Raw genomic sequence first — 19,499 nt, forward strand, 5'->3', positions numbered from 1 at the left:
GCACCCGGAGGCTGAAAAGAAGGACCGGCGCACCCACCACAACCCCAAGCCCGGCCGGCGCTTGAGGCCACCCGAACCCCAGCCACACACCACCCGCCCCCACAAGAAAGTCGTACCCAGGTATCACCCACCCCTTGGCCCCGCCGTATGACGACCCCACCCCCACCCACCCCCTAAGTTCGCCGCACCGGCGAACACCGCAGAAGGGGGCCGAACACCATGGCCGTACAAGATCAAGGACTGAAGCGGCGAGCCCTCCTCGCCGCAGGAGCGCTCACACTGACGGCACTCCTGAGCGCCCTCGCCCCCACCCCCCGAGCGCACGCGCAAGCGCAAGCGCTGCCCGCCCCCACCGGCCCCCACGCCGTCGGCACGACGACCCGGCATCTCGTGGACGCCAGCCGCAAGGACCCGTGGAAGCAGGGCGACCGGGAGGTGATGGTCAGCCTGTTCTATCCGGCGGACGAAAGCGGCGACGCCCCACAGATGGACAGCCTCTCCGCCGCGCACTTCGGCTCCGGCCACGGCGCCGCCGTCTTCAACTACGGAGTGAAGGCGGGCGCCGCCGACTGGGCGGCCACGCGTACGCACGCGCGCGTGGACGCGCCCGTGGCGCGCGGGAGCCGGGGGCTGCCGGTGGTGCTGTACTCGTCCGGCCTGGGCGACCCCCGCACCTGGAACACCGGGCTCGTGGAGGAGCTGGCCTCGCGCGGCTATGTGGTCGTCACCGTCGACCACACCTACGACGCGTCCGAAGTGCGCCTGCCCGGCGGCCGGCTGGCCGAGTCCGTGCTGCCCGCCCTCGCCGGCGCGCCGGTGGAGAAGGTCGACGAGACGCTGCGGACGGCTATGGGGGCCCGGGTGGGCGACGCCCGGTTCGTCCTGGACACGCTGGACGACGCGAAGTGGCGGGCGGGCCTGCCGCGTGGCCTGGGGCGCTCGATGGACATGGGGCGCGTGGGGATGGCCGGGCAGTCCGCGGGCGGGTTCACCGCGGCCCAGACGGCGCACGACGACCGCCGGGTGAAGGCGGGCGTCAACATGGACGGGCAGATGGACTTCCCGCTGCCGGACGCCTCCGGCCAGACGTTGAGCAGCGTCGCGCGCGAGGGCGTCGACCGGCCGTTCCTCCTGCTGGGCTCGGACGGCGCGGGGGCGGCGGACAACCGGGCGTCGTGGACGTCGTTCCGGGAGCACGCGCGCGGCTGGCGGGCGGAGTGGAAGATGGCGGGAGCGGAGCACGGCTCGTACACCGACGCGCCTTCCCTGCTGCCCGCGCTGGCCGGGCGGGGCGCGCTGACGGCGGAGCGGCTGGGGAAGGACATCGGGTCCGTGCGGCCGGAGCGGGCGGTGGCGGCGGAGCGCGCGTACGTGGTGTCGTTCTTCGACCGCTTCCTCAAGGGCCACGACGACCGCCTCCTGGACGGCCCCTCGGCCCGCTTCCCGGAGATGGTCCGCGAGCACTGACCTACTCCACGAACAGCCCCCGCGCCGCCGCCTTCGCGTCGAACTCCTCCAGCCGCGCCTGCGCGTCCGGCAGCGCGTCGCACATGGACTCCAGGAGCACCCGCCCCAGGAGCATCGGCGCGCAGGCGGTGTCGAAGGCGAGGCCGGTGCCGACGGCGGCGGGGAGGAGGAGGTCGCTGTGGCGTGCGACGGGGGCGAAGGTGGAGTCCGCGACGGTGACGACCGTCAGCCCCTCGCCACGCGCGTACTCCAGCGCCTCGACGACCTCGCGCGGGTGCCGGGGCAGCGCGAAGCACAGCAGGGTGCTCGCCCCGGCGCGTACGGCCGCGTCGATACGGTCGGCGAGCAGCGTGCCGCCCTCGTCCAGGAGCCGCACGTCGGGGTGGACCTTGCGCGCGAAGTAGGCGAACCCGGCGGCCTGCGCGGTGGCGGCGCGCAGCCCGAGCACGGGCAGCGGCCGGGAGCGGGCGAGCAGCCGCCCGGCGCGGGTGACGGGTTCGGGGTCGGCGAGCAGCGAGGAGAGGTGGCGGAGGTTGTCGATCTCCGCCTGGACGGCCTGCTGGTATTCGTTGTACGAGCTGTCGCCGTCCGTCGCGGCGGCGGGGACGACGTCGCGCAGGTGCCGCCGGAGCGCGGGGTAGCCGTCGAAGCCGAGAGCGACCGCGAAGCGGGTCACGGAGGGCTGGCTGACCCCGGCGAGCTCGGCGAGCTCGACGCTGGAGAGGAAGGGCGCGTCGGCGGAGCGCCGCACCATGCAGTGGGCGATGCGCCGCTGGGTGGGGGTCAGCCGGTGGCCCTCGAAGAGCTTCTGCAGCCGGGCGGTGGCTTCGGGTTCGCCTCCGTTGTCGCTCATCGGGCCCTCCATCGGTCGTCGGCGGTGCGCGGTCCCGGTCCACCTCGGCCATTCACCGATCCCGGGCTCTGCATGGAATTATGCAGGGCCCGGGGCGGGCGCGCGGCTCACACGGGCGGAAGCAGCTTCTTCTGCGGCTTGCCCATCGCGTTGCGGGGCAGCGCTTCCAGGAAGCGGACCCGGCGCGGCCGCTTGTGGACGGACAGGTGTCCGGCCACGAAGTCGATCAGCGCCTGCTCGCTCACGCCGTCGGCCACGACGTAGGCGACGATCTCCTGGCCGAGGTCCTCGTGCGGGACGCCCACGACGGCGGCCTCGCTCACGGCCGGGTGGTCGAGCAGCGCGTTCTCGACCTCGCCCGCGCCGATGCGGTAACCACCGGACTTGATGAGGTCGGTGGAGGCGCGGCCCACGATCCGGTGCATGCCGTCGGGCTCGACGGTGGCGATGTCGCCCGTACGGAACCAGCCGTCCTCCGTGTGCGCCGCCGCGGTCGCCTCCGGGCGGCCGAGGTAGCCGGCGAAGAGGGTCGGCCCGCACAGCTCCAGCTCGCCGATGCCGTTCTCGGTCCGCGCGAGGCGCGTCCGCACGCCCGGCAGCGGCAGGCCCACCGAGCCGGGGCGGCGCTCGCCGTCGGCGCGGGTGGAGAGGGTGATCAGGGTCTCCGTCATGCCGTAGCGCTCGACGGGCCGCTGCCCGGTGAGCTGTTCCAGGTCGCGGAAGACGGGCGCGGGCAGCGCGGCGCTGCCCGAGACCAGCAGCCGCGCCTTGCCCAGCGCGCGGGCGGCGGCCGGGTCGCGTACGACGCGGGACCACACGGTCGGCACGCCGAAGTAGAGGCTGCCGCCCGCCGCCGCGTACGCCTCCGGAGTCGGACGGCCGGTGTGCACCAGACGGCTGCCGGTGCGCAGCGCGCCCAGCACGCCGAGCACGAGCCCGTGCACGTGGAACAGCGGCAGGCCGTGCACGAGGATGTCCTCGGCGGTCCACTGCCAGGCGTCGGCCAGCCCGTCCAGGCCCGCGGCGACGGCGCTGCGCGGGATCTCGACGCCCTTGGGCGAGCCGGTGGTGCCGGAGGTGTAGAGGATCAGGGCGGTGGCGGCGGGGTCCGCCTCGGGGCCGGTCCAGTCGGCCCGTTCCCGTATGTCGACCGGGACGTCCCCGCCGGTGCCCAGGACCAGCGCGGCGCCGGAGTCCCGCAGGATGTGGTCGCGTTCGGCGGGCCCGGCGTCCGGGGGCAGCGGCACCACGGGCACCCCGGCGAGCAGCCCGCCCACGACGGCCGCCACGGTCTCCAGGGTGGCCTCCGCCCGCACGGCCACACAGGGCGCGCCGGCGACGCGGGCGGCCACCGCCCGGGCGGCGCCCAGCAGTTCCTCCCGCGAGCAGGGGCGGCCGGCGACGGTGAGGGCATCGGCGGAATCGGTCCCGGCGGTGAGGGACGCAAGCAGGGGTACGGTCGGTCCGTGCACGTACTGCTCCTTCCACGGGGGCGGCGGCCCGGCGGCCGGGGACCTCCCCCACTGCGGATACGGGTGCTAGCCCCAGCGACGGCGGGGCGGCTCCGACCGTATCGTCACAGGCATGACGGTCCATGACCCCGACTTCAAGCCCGAGCTGCGCAAGGAGCTCGAAGCGACGCTCCAGACCCGCAGGGAACTGGGTCCGGACTACGAGCCGGAGCTGGTCGACAGCTTCCTGGAGAAGGTCGACCACAAGCTCGACGAGGCGATCGACCGGCGGGTGCGCAGGCAGCTCGCCGAGACGCAGATGAGCGTCGCCCGCGGGGCCCGCCCCGGCGCGGCCGGGGCGGGCGGCGGCAGGTTCGGCGAGCGCTTCGGCTTCGCCGCGATCTCCCTGGTGCTGGCGATCCCGCTCTCGGCCATCGCCGTGGCGAACACGCACCTGGCGGGTCTGGTGGTGTGCTGGGCGGGCATCGTGGGCGTCAACGCCGTGAATTCCTCGTCGTTCCCCTGGCCGGGGCGGCGCAAGCCGGACTCCGACTGGAAGTAGCGGTTCTCCGCGGGCCGCGCGGTTCCTGCGCCACCGCTTCGCGGCGGTGTCCTCAGGTGCCGGACGGGCCCAACGGCTGATGTGGTCCGCGCGATCGAGACCTTGAGAACCGCGCCCGGGCAACGAGCCACCACCGGGCGCGGCCCCGTGCGGAGTGGAAAGCGCGGGAACCGCCGTACCCCGGCCTGGGCCGGGGTCGGGACGACGGCGGTCCCCGCGAGGACACGGGCCCCGGCCTGGGCCGGTCCTCCGTATCCGGACGGCCGTGGAGTCCGGGAGCCGCTCCGGAAGTCCTGCCGCCGCTTCGGGGTGCCGGCCCGGGAGCGTGCTCCCTGCCGACACCCCTCACTATGCCGGGCCGTTGTTAAGTCCGTGCTGCGGGCGCGTGACGCATACGTACCCTTTACGGGCCGCACGCGCCTCTTGCCGTTCACCTGACGGCGGCGCCTACTTGGCCGCGCTGCCGTTCGCGTCCTCGGCGAGGAAGGCGAGCAGGTCCTGACGGCTCACCACGCCCTTCGGCTTGCCCTCGACCAGCACGACCGCCGCGTCGGCGCCGCCGAGCACGGCCATCAGACCCGAGACCGGCTCACCGGAGCCGACCTGCGGCAGCGGGGCGCACATGTGCTTCTCCAGCGGGTCGGAGAGTGAGGCACGCTTGGCGAACAGCGCGTCCAGCAGCTCCCGTTCGACCACCGAGCCGACGACCTCGGCGGCCATCACATCGGGGTGCCCCGCGCCCGGCTTGACGATGGGCATCTGCGAGACGCCGTACTCGCGGAGCACCTCGATGGCCTCGCCGACGGTCTCCTCGGGGTGCATGTGCACGAGCGAGGGGAGCTCGCCGTCCTTGCGCTTGAGGACGTCGGCGACGCGGGCGGTCGCGCCGCCCTCGTCCAGGAAGCCGTAGTTGGCCATCCACTCGTCGTTGAAGATCTTGCTGAGGTAACCGCGGCCGCTGTCCGGCAGCAGCACGACGACGACGTCGTCCGGGCCGAGCCCCTCGGCGACGCGCAGCGCGGAGACGACGGCCATGCCGCAGGAGCCGCCGACCAGCAGCCCCTCCTCCTTGGCCAGGCGGCGCGTCATCTGGAAGGCGTCCTTGTCGGAGACCGGAACGATCTCGTCCGCGACGGCCTGGTCGTAGGCGGTCGGCCAGAAGTCCTCGCCGACGCCCTCGATCAGATACGGCCGGCCCGAACCGCCGCTGTAGACCGAGCCCTCCGGGTCGGACCCGATGACCTTGACCGCGCCCTTGCTGGCTTCCTTCAGATAGCGGCCGGTGCCGCTGATGGTGCCACCGGTGCCGACGCCCGCGACGAAGTGGGTGATCTTCCCCTCCGTCTGCTCCCAGATCTCCGGACCGGTGGTCTCGTAGTGGGACCGCGGGTTGTTGGGGTTGCTGTACTGGTCGGGCTTCCAGGCGTTGGGCGTCTCACGGACGAGGCGGTCGGAGACGTTGTAGTACGAGTCGGGGTGCTCGGGGTCGACGGCGGTCGGGCAGACCACGACCTCGGCACCGTAGGCGCGCAGCACGTTGATCTTGTCCATGGACACCTTGTCCGGGCAGACGAAGATGCACTTGTAGCCCTTCTGCTGGGCCACCATCGCCAGACCCACACCCGTGTTGCCGGACGTCGGCTCCACGATCGTCCCGCCCGGCTTGAGCTCGCCGGACTTCTCCGCGGCCTCGATCATCCGCACGGCGATACGGTCCTTCACCGAGCCGCCGGGGTTGAGGTACTCGACCTTGGCAAGGACGGTGGCCTGAATGCCTTCGGTCACGTTGTTGAGCTTCACCAGCGGGGTGTTGCCAATGAGCTCGATCATCGAATCGTGATACTGCACGGTGATCTCCGCGGTCGGGGGCACTAGCGGTCGGTCGCGTGCCCGTGTGTCCAGCCTATGCGCGTCCGCGCTGGGCGGGTTGTGTGCGGGTGATCTTCGTTGCCCCTCAGGCGCCGGCGGGGCTTGGGTTGTGGTGGGGTTCGGCGTTGTCCTGGTGCGGGTCTGTTGCCGCCTGCGGCGGGAGCGCCTTGCGGGCGCGCCAGCCTTTTCTTTTCAGCCCGCGGGTACGCCTTTCTTTTCAGCCCGTCCGGCGTTTGAGGACGCGCCCGCAGGGCGCTCCCGCCGCAGGCGGCAACGGACCGGCAGCCGGGGGCCTGGGGCACGCGCCCCCACGCGGCGGAGCCGCACATCAGAGGCAGCCGGGAAGGGGCGGGGCTGGGGAAGAAGCCCGCCGCAGGCGCCGACCACCCGCAGCCGGGGGCCTGGGGCGCATGCCCCAGCCGGGGAGGGGCGGGGCCGGGGAAAAGTCCGCCGCAGGCGGCAACGGGGCGCGTCCCCGTTTCGGAAAGCCCCGTGGCAGGGGAAAGAACCAGCAGCAGGAGGTGAGCGGACCATGTCCATGTCGAGGGCACGCGCAGCCCGCCGCATCGCCGCCGCAGCAGCGTACGGCGGCGGCGGCATCGGCCTGCTCGGCGCCACCGCGTTCGGCGTCCTGCTCACCGAGGCCCGGCTCGCCCGCAGGATCGTCGGCGGCCTGCACGAGGCACCCCCGCACGCGGACGGCCGCTACGGCTCGGCGTTCGTCCACCAGCTGGGCCGCGAGCCGCTGCTCCTGGGCGTCCTCGGCGACTCCACCGCCGCCGGCCAGGGCGTGCACCGGCCCCGCCAGACGCCCGGCGCCCTGCTGGCGTCCGGGCTCGCCGCGGTCGCCGAGCGGCCGGTCGAGCTGCGTAACGTGGCGCTCTCCGGCGCGCAGTCCCACGACCTGGACCGGCAGGTGACCCTGCTGATCGAGGAGGGCGTCCGCGCTCCCGACGTATGCGTGATCATGATCGGCGCCAACGACGTCACCCACGGGATGCCCGCCGCCCGCTCCGTACGTCTGCTCTCCGACGCCGTCCGCCGGCTGCGCGAGGCGGGCAGCGAGGTGGTGGTGGGCACCTGCCCCGACCTCGGCACGATCGAGCCGGTCTACCAGCCGCTGCGCTGGCTGGCCCGGCGGCAGAGCCGGCAGCTGGCCGCGGCGCAGACCATAGGGGTGCTGGAGGCCGGCGGCCGTACGGTCTCGCTGGGCGCGCTGCTGGGGCCGGAGTTCGAGCAGAACCCCCGGGAGCTGTTCGGTCCGGACAACTACCACCCCTCCGCCGAGGGGTACGCGACGGCGGCCATGGCCGTCCTCCCCACGCTCTGCGCGGCGCTCGGCCTCTGGCCGGAGGACGAGGAGCGCCCGGACGCGGCTCGCCGCGAGGGCATCCTGCCGGTCGCCCGCGCGGCGGCGGAAGCGGCGTCCGAGGGCGGCACGGAGGTCACGGCGGCCCGCGGCCGCTGGGCCCTCCTGAAACACCGCAAACGGCGTCGCCTGCCGTCTCACACGGAGGCGACTCCGCACCACATGTGGTCCCGGGCGTCACGCGGCTAGGCCGGCCTCGTGTGCACCACCGCTGCGCGGCGGTGTCCTCGAACGCCGGACGGGCAGAATTTCACGGACCGTGGCTCGTACATCAGCGGGCCGCGAGCTACGGTCCGCACCACCAGCCCGTCCGGCGATCGAGGACGCGCCCCCGAAGGACGCTCCCGCCGCAGGCGGCAACGAGACCCGCGCCCGGGGGCCTGGGGCACGCGCCCCCCCACGCGGCGGAGCCGCACATCAGACGCAGCCGGGAAGGGGCGGGGTGGGAAAAAAGCCGCCGCAGGCGCACGCGAGCCCCACCCACGCGAGGCCCGGATTCGCCCCCGCCGCCGACCCCGGCCCCAGCGGCCTGAGCGTACGCTTGGAAAAGAGTTCCGCATCACAGCGAAGCACCCGTGACCCCGGCCCTACGCGCGGGTAACTTCCATCAGAGTCCAGCCCTCTCACGCCCCCTGGAGCCGTGATGCCCGAAGCCGTGATCGTCTCAACCGCCCGCTCCCCGATCGGTCGCGCCTTCAAGGGCTCGCTGAAGGACATGCGGGCCGACGACCTGACCGCGACGATCATCGGGACCGCTCTCGCGAAGGTCCCCGAGCTCGACCCGCGCGACATCGACGACCTCATGCTCGGCTGCGGCCTGCCCGGCGGCGAGCAGGGGCACAACCTCGGCCGGATCGTGGCCGTGCAGATGGGCATGGACCACCTGCCCGGCTGCACGATCACCCGCTACTGCTCCTCCTCGCTCCAGACCTCGCGGATGGCACTGCACGCGATCAAGGCCGGCGAGGGCGACGTCTTCATCTCGGCGGGCGTCGAGACGGTCTCGCGGAGCGTGCACGGCACCTCCGACGGCATGCCGGGCAGCCACAACCCCTTCTTCGCCGAGGCCGAGGCCCGTACGGCCGCCCGCGCCGAGCAGGGCGGGGAGGGGTGGCACGACCCGCGCGAGGACGGCCTGGTGCCGGACGCGTACATCGCGATGGGCCAGACCGCGGAGAACCTCGCCCGCCTGAAGGGGATCACCCGCCAGGAGATGGACGAGTTCGGCGTCCGCTCGCAGAACCTCGCCGAGGAAGCCATCAAGAAGGGCTTCTGGGCGCGTGAGATCACCCCGGTCACCACACCCGACGGCACGGTCGTGAGCACGGACGACGGCCCGCGCGCGGGTGTGACGCTGGAGGGCGTGCAGGGCCTCAAGCCCTCCTTCCGCCCGGACGGCCTGATCACGCCGGGCAACTGCTGCCCGCTGAACGACGGCGCCGCCGCCCTGGTGATCATGTCCGACACCAAGGCGCGCGAGCTGGGCCTGACCCCGCTCGCCCGGATCGTCTCCACCGGCGTCTCCGCCCTCTCCCCCGAGATCATGGGCTTCGGCCCGGTCGAGGCGAGCGAGCAGGCGCTGCGCCGGGCCGGGCTCGGCATCGGCGACATCGACCTGATCGAGATCAACGAGGCGTTCGCGGCCCAGGTCATCCCCTCCTACCGCGCGCTGGGCGCCGACCTGGACAAGGTCAACGTCAACGGCGGCGCGATCGCGGTCGGCCACCCCTTCGGCATGACCGGCGCGCGCATCACGGGCACGCTCATCAACTCGCTCCAGTGGCACGACAAGCAGTTCGGCCTGGAGACGATGTGCGTCGGTGGCGGGCAAGGTATGGCGATGGTCATCGAGCGGCTGAGCTGAGCCGTAGCGGAGGGTAGGGGTCGCGCGAGGAACGAGGGCGGCACCTGCCCGCAGCGAAGGCGAAGCGAAGACGCTCCGAAAACACGAGCGGCTGAGCTGATCAGGAACAGTCACGCACCATTCCGTATGTGAACGTGACCGAATCGCCCCCAGGATGTGACCTGCGTCCTAAGGGCGATTCGTTTCCCCAGGTCAGGGATGTTGAAGGCACAACGTCCAGGACTTGAGTCCCGTCCGTTTCATGACGTTTCGCACTGGGGCCGTACGGCGCGGGGCGTCAACCTGAGGTAGGAATCTGGGGGATCCATCGCAACCGGGAGTACGTCAGTGAGCGCCATGAACCTTGCCCTGCTGCTGGCCGCTGCCACGGCGACGGCCGCCGGAGCCGCCGCCCTGTACAGCACGCGCGGCCTCCGCCGGCAGATCAGCGCCCTGCGTGCCGACCTCGCGGCCGCCGCCGGCGCGGACCGGCGCGAGGCGGCCGGCCCGGACCGGCGCGAGGTCACCCCGGTGCCCGCGGCGCGCACGGCGCCCGCGGCGGAGATCTCCGAGATACGCGCGGCTGTCGCCGACGCCCTCGCAGAGGAGCGGGAGCGGGAGCTGGCCGAGGCCCGTGCGTTCTGGGCCGCCCAGGAGAGCCGGGACCTCAGCACCGCCGCCGACGCCCCGTCGTTGCTGGGCGGGCTGCCCGGGTTCGGTGACGACCTGCTCGCCCCCGAGGGCCCGTACGGCGGCTATCTGCCCCGGCAGGCGGATTTCGTCGGGCTGGAGCCGCTCGACGCGGCGGCCGAGGCCGAGGCGGCCGAGTCCCCGGAGCTGGCGGCCGCGCGCCGCCGCCACCCCTCGCACCCCGACTTCTCGCCCATGCCGCTGGTGGGCGACCACGAGAACACCGTCGAGCGGCTCGGCGAGCTCGCGGAGGACCGCGTCCCGCTCACCGAGGTGCGCCCCGGCCCGCTCGGCACCCTGGATGTCTATGTCTTCGCCGACGGCACCACGATCTGTATGACCCCCGGCCACCGCGAGACCGCCGAGCGCCTCGCGGACGCGCTCCGCGCCGGGGACGCGCCCGTGCTGCTGGGCGGCTCCGGTGTGTCCGGCGCGTACACCCTGACGTTCGGCTGCGCGACGGAGAAGATCTACGTCCTGGCGGACCGCGTCATCGCCTCGCTGTAGCCGAGGGCTGGATCAGAGCCCGCAGCGCTGGGCCGCCGCCTCGATCAGTGCCGACGCCTCGGCCGCCCCGACCCCCTCGGGCAGCGGCTTCCCGCCGTTCGCGGTGAGCGCTTCGGCCAAATCGTGACCGGCGACGGCCACTTGGTCGGCGACCGCGAACATGCCCGCTTCCGGCATCTCCCTCGGCTCGCCGGCCTCCGGTTCCTCGATCCGCTGGGCCCACGCCGCCAACTCACGAGCGAGTGCCAGCGCTTCCGCGGCGGCTCCCCTGCTCAGACGGGACTGCGGCAGGGCACGCAGCCGGTCGGCGAAACCGTCCACGGCGGCCAGAAGAGGCGTCACATCATCCACGCCGTGAGCCTATGCGCTGTGGACGGACTGTTGCCAATGACTGAACACTCAGGCACGGTGACAGGAAGGACCATCATCCGACGCGTCCGGAGGCGCCGATGTCCCACGTCTTCTCCGACGAGACCCACCGGAATCTGCTCTCCCGAATCCCTCACTGCACCGGCCGCGAAGTCGCCGACTGGCTGCGCACGGTCGACGAGGGCCCCTCTCTCCTCCGCTTCGAGGAGAAGGTCAGCTGGCTGCGCGGAGAGCACGAGCTCGCCTACGGCCACGCCAAAGCGATAGTCCACGAGTACGACCTCCGGCGGGCGGCACGCAAGCTGCGGTAGCGGACGTACGCAATGCCCGGCCCATCCACCGACACCACGGCGCGCAACGGGGCACCCACGGCGAAGGGCCCGGGATCCACCTGGCAGGTGGATCCCGGGCCCTTCGTCAGTCACCGCGGACCGGCCCCGTGGGGTCAGTCGTCGCCCTGGAGGATGGAGACCAGGCGCAGCATCTCCAGATAGATCCACACCAGCGACATGGTCAGACCGAAGGCGGCCGTCCAGGAGGCGCTGCGAGGGGCGCCGTACTGCACGCCGTCCTCGATCTCCTTGAAGTTCATCGCGAGATAGGCCGCGCCGAGCAGCACGCCGATGACACCGACGCCGATGCCGAGCGCGCCGCTGCGCAGGCCGAGGCCGTCACCGCCGCCGAAGGCGGCGAAGAGCAGGTTGACCATCGTCAGCAGGAAGAAGCCGATGGCCGCGGCCGTCACCACGCGGTAGAAGCGGTTGTTGACCCGGATCAGACCGGACTTGTAGGCGATGAGCGTGCCGACGGCGACCGCCAGCGTGCCCAGCACCGCCTGCACCGCGGCGCCGTCCGCGTAATTGTTGTACGCCTTGCTGACGACGCCGAGGAAGACACCCTCGAAGAGGGCGTAGCCCAGGATGAGCGCCGGGGAGGGCTTGGCCTTGAACGTCTGGACGATGGCGAGCACCGCGGCGACGATGGCGGCGCCGAAGCCGATCACCGGCGACAGGTCGGTGGCCCAGCCGAAGGCGGCGCCGAGGATGACCAGGCCGAGCGTCATGCCCGTGCGCATGACGACGTCGTCCATCGTCATCCGGCCGGGCTGCGCGGGGGCGCCCTGCCGGAGGTCCGGGCCGCCCTGGGCGTAGGGGTTGGTGGGCTGCGCGTAGGGGTTGCTCGCGTAGGGGCTGCCCTGGGCCGCGGTCCCGGCCTGCGGCCCGGCGGTGAAGCCCGCGTAGCCGTTGTTGTCGCGGAACCCTCGCGAGAAGACCGGGTTGCTGCTCCTCATCTCACTCCTCCATGGCCACCGTGCGCGGCCTTGCGAACCAGGGTAATGGGTAGGCAAAGGAATGAGCTCGTACCGGGGGACGATCTTTTCTCCCCTGCCACAGGAGGAGAACGAGAACCGGGGGCAGTCGGTTCCCTACGGAGAGTGGGCGCCATGAAGCAGAAGAGTGCCCGGAGCCGGACTTGAACCGGCACGGCCCGAAGGGCCAGCGAGGTTTAAGCTCGCCGTGTCTGCATTCCACCATCCGGGCAGGGCTCTCGGGCGTGCGAGCGGGTAGGCGCGCGAGCCTCTCTGTACAAGGAGAGCAGGATGAGCCTAGCCCGGGAGCGCCCCCCAAACAGCGGAACGAGGACCCGAGGTTGTCTTATTTTATTGGCAACTGAGGGAGCATCAGCGCAAGAACCACGTCAAAGGCACATGCCACGGGCCGATACCCCCTGCTCCGTGCCGCACCCCCGGCATCGACCGGAATTGTCGCAATCTCGCCGCCGTCCGGCCAGGGTCCTCGTCATACCCAAGGAGGAGACGGCCGCTCCCGGATACCTCCGTGGTCTGTCCCGGGAACGGGAGCTGGGGCTGATCCCCGGGGCCGATCCGCATCGGACGATGGGATAAGTCCCCCGCACCCCGTCCCGATCGGAGCGCTCCACCGTGCGACCCTCCAGCTCCCCCCTCGGCGTCCAGACCGCCGCCCGCCCCACCGCGGTGGCGGCCCACGCCACGGATCTCACCAAGGTCTACGGCCACGGCGAGACCCAGGTGGTCGCGCTGGACTCGGTCTCCGTGGAGTTCCGCCAGGCCGAGTTCACCGCGATCATGGGCCCCTCCGGCTCCGGCAAGTCCACGCTGATGCACTGCATGGCCGGCCTCGACACCGTCTCCCGCGGCTCCGCCCGCATCGGTGACACCGAGCTGACCTCGCTGGGCGACAAGAAGCTCACCCGACTCCGGCGCGACAAGATCGGCTTCATCTTCCAGGCGTTCAACCTGCTGCCGACCCTGACCGCCCTGGAGAACATCACGCTCCCCATGGACATCGCCGGCCGCAAGCCCGACCAGAAGTGGCTGGACATGGTCGTCGACACCGTCGGCCTCTCCGGGCGCCTGAAGCACCGGCCCAACCAGCTCTCAGGCGGCCAGCAGCAGCGCGTCGCCGTGGCCCGCGCGCTGGCCGGCAAGCCCGAGATCATGTTCGCCGACGAGCCGACCGGAAACCTCGACTCCCGCTCCGGCGCCGAGGTCCTCGGCTTCCTGCGCAACTCCGTCCGCGAGCTCGGCCAGACCGTCGTCATGGTCACCCACGACCCCGTCGCCGCCTCCTACGCCGACCGCGTCGTCTTCCTCGCGGACGGCCGCATCGTCGACGAGCTGTACGGCCCGACCGCCGACACCGTCCTCGACCGCATGAAGCGCTTCGACGCCAAGGGCCGTACGAGCTGAGCGCCCCGCTCCCGCTCCGGCCCACCCCAGCTTCCCCCGGCCCGCCCCACGGTGGCGAGGGGCTTCCCCACAGGACTGACTGACCATGTTCCGTACCGCCTTGCGCAATGTGCTCGCGCACAAGGCCAGGCTGCTGATGACCGTACTCGCCGTGCTGCTCGGCGTGGCCTTCGTCTCCGGCACCCTGGTCTTCACCAACACCATCTCGGACGCCTTCCAGAAGAGCTCCCAGAAGGGCTTCGACCACGTCGACGTCGCGATCCAGCCCCACACGGCGGACCGCGACAGGAGCAACCCCGGTGAGGCCCCCAAGCTCACCCAGCACCTGCTCGACCAGGCGGGCAAGGTGCCCGGCGCCGCCTCCGCGACCGGCACCGTCACCGGCTTCGCCGCGGTGGCCGACAAGCACGGCAAGCTCGTCGGCGAGGGCTTCAACTCCGCCGGCGCCAACTACTACCCCGGCGCCGACGGCAAGGACCCCCGCTACCCCCTGAAGGACGGCCGCGCCCCGCGGAACGCGAACGAGCTCGTCCTCGACGCCAAGACCGCCGACCGCGGCGGCTACAAGGTCGGCGACACCGTCCGCCTCTCGGTCGACGGCCCGGTCCTGGAGAAGAAGCTCACCGGCGTCTTCACCACCGACGACGGCAACGTCTCCGCGGGCGGCAGCCTCGCCCTCTTCGACACCGCCACCGCGCAGAAGCTCTACGCCCAGCCCGGCGAGTTCAGCGAGATCGACGTCAAGGCAGCCCCCGGCACCTCGCAGAACGCCCTGAAGGACGCCCTCGGCAAGGTCCTGCCGAAGGACGCCGAGGCCGCCACCGGCCGGCAGCTCGCCGACGACCAGGCGAAGGTGATCGCCCAGGGCATGAGCGGCATGAAGACCGGCATGCTGGCCTTCGCCGGCATCTCGCTCTTCGTCGGCATCTTCATCATCGCCAACACCTTCACCATGCTGGTCGCCCAGCGCACCAAGGAACTGGCCCTGATGCGCGCCGTCGGCGCCAGCCGCGGCCAGGTCACCCGCTCGGTGCTCATCGAGGCGTTCCTCGTCGGCGCGGTCGCCGCCGTCACCGGCCTGCTCGCGGGCATCGGCATCGGCGCGGGCCTGCGCTCCCTGATGAACGGCGCCGGGGCCACCGTCCCCGACGGCCCGCTCGTCATCTCCCCCGGCACGGTCGTCACCTCCCTGGTCGTCGGCATCGTCGTGACCATGCTCGCCGCCTGGCTGCCCGGCCGCCGCGCCGCGAAGATCCCGCCGGTCGCCGCGATGAACAGCGTGCACGCCGTCGCCACCACCCGCTCCCTGGTCGTGCGCAACACCATCGGCGCGCTGCTGTCCGGCGCGGGCATCGCCGCCGTCCTCGCCTCCACCGGCATGAGCGACGGCAAGGCCGTCATGGGCCTCGGCGCGGGCCTGCTGCTCATCGGCGTCTTCGTGCTCACCCCGCTGCTCTCCCGCCCGCTGATCGCCGCCGCGGCGCCCGTCCTGCGCCTCTTCGGCATCTCCGGCAAGCTCGCCCGGCAGAACGCGGTCCGCAACCCGCGCCGCACCGCCGCGACCGCCTCCGCGCTGATGATCGGCCTCACCCTGATCACCGGCCTGACGGTCATCGCGGGCAGCGTCCAGCAGGCCATCGACAAGATGGCCACCTCCGCCATCAAGGCCGACTACGTCGTCTCCATGGCCTCCCACACCCCGCTCTCCCCCGAGGTCGCCAAGAAGCTCGCGACCGCCCCCGGCGTCACCGCCAGCAGCCCGCTGCGGATGTCCGCCTCCCGGATCGACGGCGACCACGAGCAGCTGACCGGCGTCGACGGCAAGAGCATCGAGGAGCTCACCCGGCTCGACTTCACCGCCGGTTCCTTCGACGGCCTCACCGCCGGCAAGGCGGTCGTCGACGAGAGCACCGCCACGTCCCACGGCTGGAAGCTCGGCTCCACGGTCGACGCCACCTTCGAGGACGGCAAGCGGGGCAAGCTCACCGTCTCGGGCGTCTACAAGGGCAACGAGCTGATGCGCGGCATCATGGTCGACACCAAGACCCTCGCCCCGCACCAGAGCGTCGTCAACGACCAGCAGGTCATGGTCAAGACGAAGGCCGGCGCGAGCGAGTCGGCCAAGGACTCCCTGCGCACGGCCCTCGGCGACAACCCGGCCATCCAGATCCAGGACAAGAAGGACATCTCCAACGAGATCGCCAAGGCCATAAGCCTGCTGCTCAACATGCTCTACGGGCTGCTCGCCATGGCCGTGATCGTCGCCGTCCTCGGCGTCGTCAACACCCTCGCGATGTCCGTCTTCGAGCGGTCGCAGGAGATCGGCATGCTGCGCGCCATCGGCCTGGACCGCAAGGGCATCAAGCGCATGGTCCGGCTGGAGTCGCTGGTCATCTCGCTCTTCGGCGGCGTGCTCGGCATCGGCCTCGGCGTGTTCTTCGGCTGGGCGGCCGGTGAGCTGATCGGCAAGAGCCTCGGCACCTACGAGATGGTCCTGCCCTGGGGCCGGATGACCGTCTTCCTGCTGATGGCGGCGCTGGTCGGCGTCCTGGCGGCGCTCTGGCCCGCGCGGCGGGCGGCGCGGCTGAACATGCTCTCGGCCATCAAGGCGGAGTAGTTCCGGGCGGCCCCCGAAAGACCCCGACGGGGGGGGGGGGGGGGGGGGGGGGGGGGGGGAGAGGAGGGGGGGGGGGGGGGGGGGGGGGGGGGGGGGGGGGGGGGGCGGACTCTTTTGTTGGCGCGAAGGGGGGGGTGTTTCCGCCCCCCCAAAAAAACCCCCCGAGGGCCTTCTCCGCGGCCACACCAACCCAAAACCCGGCCCGTCGGGCGTTTCCAGGAGACCGGTCACGGGCCTACCGGTTACGGGCCTACCGACGCCAGTCCCGCGCGCGCAGCGGCATGCCGGACGCTCCCGACTCCGGCGTGCGGACGGCCAGGACCTGGTTCACCCCGATGCGGTTGCGCTCGAAGGAGAGGGCGGAGGCCGCCATGTAGAGACGCCAGACCCGCGCCCGGCCCGGCGAGGTCAGGCGCACCGCCTCGTCCCAGTGGGCCTCCAGGTTCCGCACCCACTGACGCAGCGTCAGCGCGTAGTGCTCGCGGATCGCCTCCACGTCGCGCACCTCGAAGCCGGCCTCCTCCAGCTGCGCGACGGTCCGGCCCACCGGGGCCAGCTCGCCGTCGGGGAAGACATAGCGGTCTATGAACTCGTCCGTCTCGTAGCCCTCTTCGTCCCTCAGCGGGCGGCGCGCGATCTGGTGGTTGAGCAGCCGGCCGCCCGGCTTGATGAGGGCGTGGACGTCGGCGGCGTACTCCGCGTAGCGCACGGAGCCGACGTGCTCGGCCATGCCGATGGAGGAGATGGCGTCGAAGGGGCCGTCGGCGATCTCGCGGTAGTCCTGCACCCGGATCTCGACGCGGTCCGCGAGCCCGGCCTCGGCGACGCGCTTGCGGCCGTACGCGGCCTGCTCCTCGGAGAGGGTGATGCCGACCGCGCTGACGCCGTACTCCCGGGCCGCGTGCAGCACCATCGAGCCCCAGCCGCAGCCGACGTCCAGCAGCCGCTGTCCGGGCTGGAGATCGAGCTTGCGGCAGACCAGGTCGAGCTTGGCCCGCTGGGCGTCCTCGAGAGTGCCCTCCGGGCTCTCCCAGTAGGCGCAGGAGTAGACCATGGAGGGGCCGAGGACCTTCTCGTAGAAGGCGTTGCCCACGTCGTAGTGGTGACTGATGGCCTCTTTGTCGCGGCGCGGGGTGTGCAGGCGGCCGCCGGTCCTCGGGGCCTCCTCGCGCGGCGGGCGGGGCGGGAGGCCGGGGCCGCCGAGCTTGGCCAGCGTGGCGGCCGCGGCCCGCAGGCGCGGGTCGCGCACGGCGGTCAGCAGGGCGGCCGGGCCGCTCTTGCGGCCGGAGTCCTCGCCGCGCTCCCAGAGCGTGCCGGCGAGCAGGTCGAGCGCCTCGTAGAGATCGCCCTCGACGTCGATCTCACCCGCGACCCAGGCGCGGGCCAGGCCCAGCTCGCCGGGCTTCCAGAGCAGTCGGCGCAGGGCGCGGCGGTGGCGGATGACAAGGGCGGGGGTGCCCGGCGGGCCGTACTCGCTGCGGTCCCAGGCGCGGATCCGGACGGGGAGCGGTGCTCCCAGTACGTCTTCCACGAGCGTGGTGAGCCGTCGAGCGGCGTCGGCCATGTCGCACACCTCCATGATGCAAGGTCAGGAGAAACGTTCAACTGACACCTAAACATCAAGAGCAGGGCCGGTAGTCCCGTTCCGTCAGATTAGAACGGCACTGTGTCACCGGATACGCCGAAGGGCGTCCACCCCACGGATTGGTGGACGCCCTTCGGCGTATTGACCGCGGCGCGCGCGGCGGTGACCCGAGGTCAGGAAGCCTTGGCCTTCGTGCTGTCGGCCGGAGCGTCCTTCTTGAGCTGCGGGGCGGGCTTGGCGGCCTCGTAGAACTCCTCGCGGGGGTTCTCCATGGCACCGAGCGAGACGACCTCGCGCTTGAGGAACATGCCCAGGGTCCAGTCCGCGAAGACGCGGATCTTGCGGTTGAAGGTCGGCATGGCCATGCCGTGGTAACCACGGTGCATGTACCAGGCGAGACGACCCTTGAGCTTGATCTTCATCTTGCCCATGACGATCATCGCGACGCCCTTGTGGAGGCCGAGACCCGCCACCGCACCCTTGTTGGCGTGCTCGTACGTCTTCTGCGGGAAGCCCCGCATGCCCGAGACCACGTTGTCGCCGAGGACCTTGGCCTGGCGCAGCGCGTGCTGGGCGTTCGGCGGGCACCAGGCGTTCTCGTTGCCCGCCTTGCGGCCGACCATGTCCGGGACCTGGGCGTTGTCGCCCGCGGCCCAGATGTAGTCGGTGCCCTGGACCTGGAGGGTCTCGGAGGTGTCGACGTGGCCGCGCGGACCGAGCGGCAGGCCGAAGCGGGCCAGCGCCGGGTTGGGCTTGACGCCCGCGGTCCACACGATCGTGTTGGAGTCGACCTCGAGGCCGTTCTTCAGCACGACGTGGCCGTCGACGCAGGAGTCCATCGAGGTGGAGAGGTGGATCTCCACGCCGCGGCTCTCGAGGTGCTGCTTGCCGTAGGCGCCGAGCTTCGGGCCGACCTCGGGGAGGATCTTGTCGGCGGCGTCGACCAGAACGAAGCGCATGTCCTCGCGCTTGACGTTCGGGTAGTACTTCGCGGCGTCGCGGGCCATGTCCTCGACCTCGCCGACCGTCTCCGCGCCGGCGAAGCCGCCGCCGATGAAGACGAAGGTGAGCGCCTTGCGGCGGATCTCCTCGTCGGTGGTCGAGTCGGCCTTGTCGAGCTGCTCGAGGACGTGGTTGCGCAGGCCGATGGCCTCCTCGATGCCCTTCATGCCGATGCCGTTCTCGGCGAGGCCGGGGATCGGGAAGGTACGGGAGACGGCGCCGAGCGCGACGACCAGGTAGTCGAAGGGCAGCTCGTACGCCTCGCCGACGAGCGGCGCGATCGTGGCTACCTTGCGGTCCTGGTCGATGGTCGTGACGCGGCCGGTGAGGACCTCCGCCTTGGGGAGCACGCGTCGCAGCGGCACCACGACGTGGCGGGGGGAGATACTGCCGGCAGCTGCTTCGGGGAGGAAGGGCTGGTACGTCATGTACGAGCGCGGGTCGACGACCGTGACGGTCGCCTCGCCGTACCGCATCTTCTTAAGGATGCGGCGCGCCGCGTACAGGCCGACGTACCCACCGCCTACTACGAGGATCCGTGGACGCTCCGTGGTGCTCATGTTTCGAGTATCCAGCACTCCGGA

15 protein-coding genes and 1 tRNA gene are annotated in these 19,499 nt (G+C 71.9%); 8 read left to right on the plus strand and 8 right to left on the minus strand.

Going from position 1 to position 19,499, the window contains the following annotated elements; all coding sequences use genetic code 11:
• The first annotated feature begins 219 nt into the window (after nt 1–219).
• Nucleotides 220–1,467: an alpha/beta hydrolase family protein gene (locus ACZ4A5_RS13685; protein ID WP_467582267.1), complete on the plus strand. Its 1,248-nt coding sequence runs from the start codon at nt 220–222 to the stop codon at nt 1,465–1,467.
• 1 nt (nt 1,468) lies between these two features.
• Here the strand turns inward: ACZ4A5_RS13685 and ACZ4A5_RS13690 are convergent, their stop codons facing one another.
• Both ACZ4A5_RS13690 and ACZ4A5_RS13695 read right to left on the minus strand, forming a co-directional pair.
• Nucleotides 1,469–2,320 (minus strand): MurR/RpiR family transcriptional regulator, encoded by an 852-nt coding sequence (locus ACZ4A5_RS13690; protein WP_390752234.1) that lies wholly within the window; start codon nt 2,318–2,320, stop codon nt 1,469–1,471.
• Nucleotides 2,321–2,427: 107 nt separating this feature from the next.
• Nucleotides 2,428–3,792, minus strand: coding sequence for an acyl-CoA synthetase (locus ACZ4A5_RS13695; RefSeq protein WP_467582269.1), 1,365 nt, complete (start codon nt 3,790–3,792; stop codon nt 2,428–2,430).
• A 112-nt stretch (nt 3,793–3,904) separates the two neighbouring features.
• Between ACZ4A5_RS13695 and ACZ4A5_RS13700 the strand changes: the two genes are divergently transcribed.
• Nucleotides 3,905–4,333: a hypothetical protein gene (locus tag ACZ4A5_RS13700; RefSeq protein WP_467582271.1), complete on the plus strand. Its 429-nt coding sequence runs from the start codon at nt 3,905–3,907 to the stop codon at nt 4,331–4,333.
• A 447-nt stretch (nt 4,334–4,780) separates the two neighbouring features.
• On the opposite strand, the gene ACZ4A5_RS13705 is transcribed toward ACZ4A5_RS13700, so the two are convergent.
• Nucleotides 4,781–6,181: a cystathionine beta-synthase gene (locus ACZ4A5_RS13705; RefSeq protein WP_467582273.1), complete on the minus strand. Its 1,401-nt coding sequence runs from the start codon at nt 6,179–6,181 to the stop codon at nt 4,781–4,783.
• A gap of 553 nt (nt 6,182–6,734) precedes the next feature.
• Here ACZ4A5_RS13705 and ACZ4A5_RS13710 point away from each other — a divergent pair.
• The 3 genes from ACZ4A5_RS13710 (at nt 6,735) to ACZ4A5_RS13720 (ending at nt 10,611) form a co-directional block, all read left to right on the plus strand.
• Complete coding sequence (locus ACZ4A5_RS13710; protein ID WP_467582275.1) at nt 6,735–7,760, plus strand: SGNH/GDSL hydrolase family protein; 1,026 nt, start codon at nt 6,735–6,737, stop codon at nt 7,758–7,760.
• Between the two features lie 454 nt (nt 7,761–8,214).
• Entirely contained in the window at nt 8,215–9,435 is a 1,221-nt protein-coding gene (locus ACZ4A5_RS13715) for an acetyl-CoA C-acetyltransferase (RefSeq protein WP_467582277.1), read from the plus strand.
• A 327-nt stretch (nt 9,436–9,762) separates the two neighbouring features.
• Nucleotides 9,763–10,611, plus strand: coding sequence for a hypothetical protein (locus tag ACZ4A5_RS13720; RefSeq protein WP_467582279.1), 849 nt, complete (start codon nt 9,763–9,765; stop codon nt 10,609–10,611).
• A gap of 12 nt (nt 10,612–10,623) precedes the next feature.
• Here ACZ4A5_RS13720 and ACZ4A5_RS13725 read toward each other — a convergent pair whose 3' ends face one another.
• Nucleotides 10,624–10,962, minus strand: a complete 339-nt coding sequence (locus ACZ4A5_RS13725; RefSeq protein ID WP_467582281.1) for a hypothetical protein — start codon at nt 10,960–10,962, stop codon at nt 10,624–10,626.
• A 98-nt stretch (nt 10,963–11,060) separates the two neighbouring features.
• On the opposite strand from ACZ4A5_RS13725, the gene ACZ4A5_RS13730 reads away from it, so the two are divergent.
• Nucleotides 11,061–11,291 (plus strand): DUF4287 domain-containing protein, encoded by a 231-nt coding sequence (locus ACZ4A5_RS13730; RefSeq protein ID WP_361525495.1) that lies wholly within the window; start codon nt 11,061–11,063, stop codon nt 11,289–11,291.
• Nucleotides 11,292–11,425: 134 nt separating this feature from the next.
• Here the strand turns inward: ACZ4A5_RS13730 and ACZ4A5_RS13735 are convergent, their stop codons facing one another.
• Both ACZ4A5_RS13735 and ACZ4A5_RS13740 read right to left on the minus strand, forming a co-directional pair.
• Nucleotides 11,426–12,271, minus strand: a complete 846-nt coding sequence (locus ACZ4A5_RS13735; RefSeq protein WP_467582283.1) for a Bax inhibitor-1/YccA family protein — start codon at nt 12,269–12,271, stop codon at nt 11,426–11,428.
• Between the two features lie 167 nt (nt 12,272–12,438).
• Nucleotides 12,439–12,521, minus strand: a tRNA-Leu gene (locus tag ACZ4A5_RS13740).
• Between the two features lie 401 nt (nt 12,522–12,922).
• On the opposite strand from ACZ4A5_RS13740, the gene ACZ4A5_RS13745 reads away from it, so the two are divergent.
• The gene (locus ACZ4A5_RS13745) at nt 12,923–13,711 is read left to right on the plus strand and encodes an ABC transporter ATP-binding protein (RefSeq protein WP_467582284.1); all 789 of its coding nucleotides are present in this window, start codon (nt 12,923–12,925) and stop codon (nt 13,709–13,711) included.
• 85 nt (nt 13,712–13,796) lie between these two features.
• A complete protein-coding gene (locus tag ACZ4A5_RS13750; RefSeq protein WP_467582285.1) occupies nt 13,797–16,328 on the plus strand; it encodes an ABC transporter permease in 2,532 nt (843 codons plus the stop codon).
• A 250-nt stretch (nt 16,329–16,578) separates the two neighbouring features.
• Here the strand turns inward: ACZ4A5_RS13750 and ACZ4A5_RS13755 are convergent, their stop codons facing one another.
• Nucleotides 16,579–17,892, minus strand: a complete 1,314-nt coding sequence (locus tag ACZ4A5_RS13755) for a class I SAM-dependent methyltransferase (RefSeq protein ID WP_467582287.1) — start codon at nt 17,890–17,892, stop codon at nt 16,579–16,581.
• Between the two features lie 194 nt (nt 17,893–18,086).
• Nucleotides 18,087–19,475, minus strand: a complete 1,389-nt coding sequence (locus ACZ4A5_RS13760; RefSeq protein ID WP_467582289.1) for an NAD(P)/FAD-dependent oxidoreductase — start codon at nt 19,473–19,475, stop codon at nt 18,087–18,089.
• Between the last annotated feature and the right edge of the window lie 24 nt (nt 19,476–19,499).

The sequence above is a fragment of the Streptomyces sp. NPDC025618 genome, assembly GCF_055558795.1.

Bases quoted from the DNA above. Each gene is read 5' to 3' on its own strand.
- ACZ4A5_RS13685 (WP_467582267.1), top strand. From the start codon at position 220: ATGGCCGTACAAGATCAAGGACTGAAGCGGCGAGCCCTCCTCGCCGCA.
- ACZ4A5_RS13690 (WP_390752234.1), bottom strand. From the start codon at position 2,320: ATGAGCGACAACGGAGGCGAACCCGAAGCCACCGCCCGGCTGCAGAAG.
- ACZ4A5_RS13700 (WP_467582271.1), top strand. From the start codon at position 3,905: ATGACGGTCCATGACCCCGACTTCAAGCCCGAGCTGCGCAAGGAGCTC.
- ACZ4A5_RS13710 (WP_467582275.1), top strand. From the start codon at position 6,735: ATGTCCATGTCGAGGGCACGCGCAGCCCGCCGCATCGCCGCCGCAGCA.
- ACZ4A5_RS13715 (WP_467582277.1), top strand. From the start codon at position 8,215: ATGCCCGAAGCCGTGATCGTCTCAACCGCCCGCTCCCCGATCGGTCGC.
- ACZ4A5_RS13730 (WP_361525495.1), top strand. From the start codon at position 11,061: ATGTCCCACGTCTTCTCCGACGAGACCCACCGGAATCTGCTCTCCCGA.
- ACZ4A5_RS13735 (WP_467582283.1), bottom strand. From the start codon at position 12,271: ATGAGGAGCAGCAACCCGGTCTTCTCGCGAGGGTTCCGCGACAACAAC.
- ACZ4A5_RS13750 (WP_467582285.1), top strand. From the start codon at position 13,797: ATGTTCCGTACCGCCTTGCGCAATGTGCTCGCGCACAAGGCCAGGCTG.
- ACZ4A5_RS13755 (WP_467582287.1), bottom strand. From the start codon at position 17,892: ATGGCCGACGCCGCTCGACGGCTCACCACGCTCGTGGAAGACGTACTG.
- ACZ4A5_RS13760 (WP_467582289.1), bottom strand. From the start codon at position 19,475: ATGAGCACCACGGAGCGTCCACGGATCCTCGTAGTAGGCGGTGGGTAC.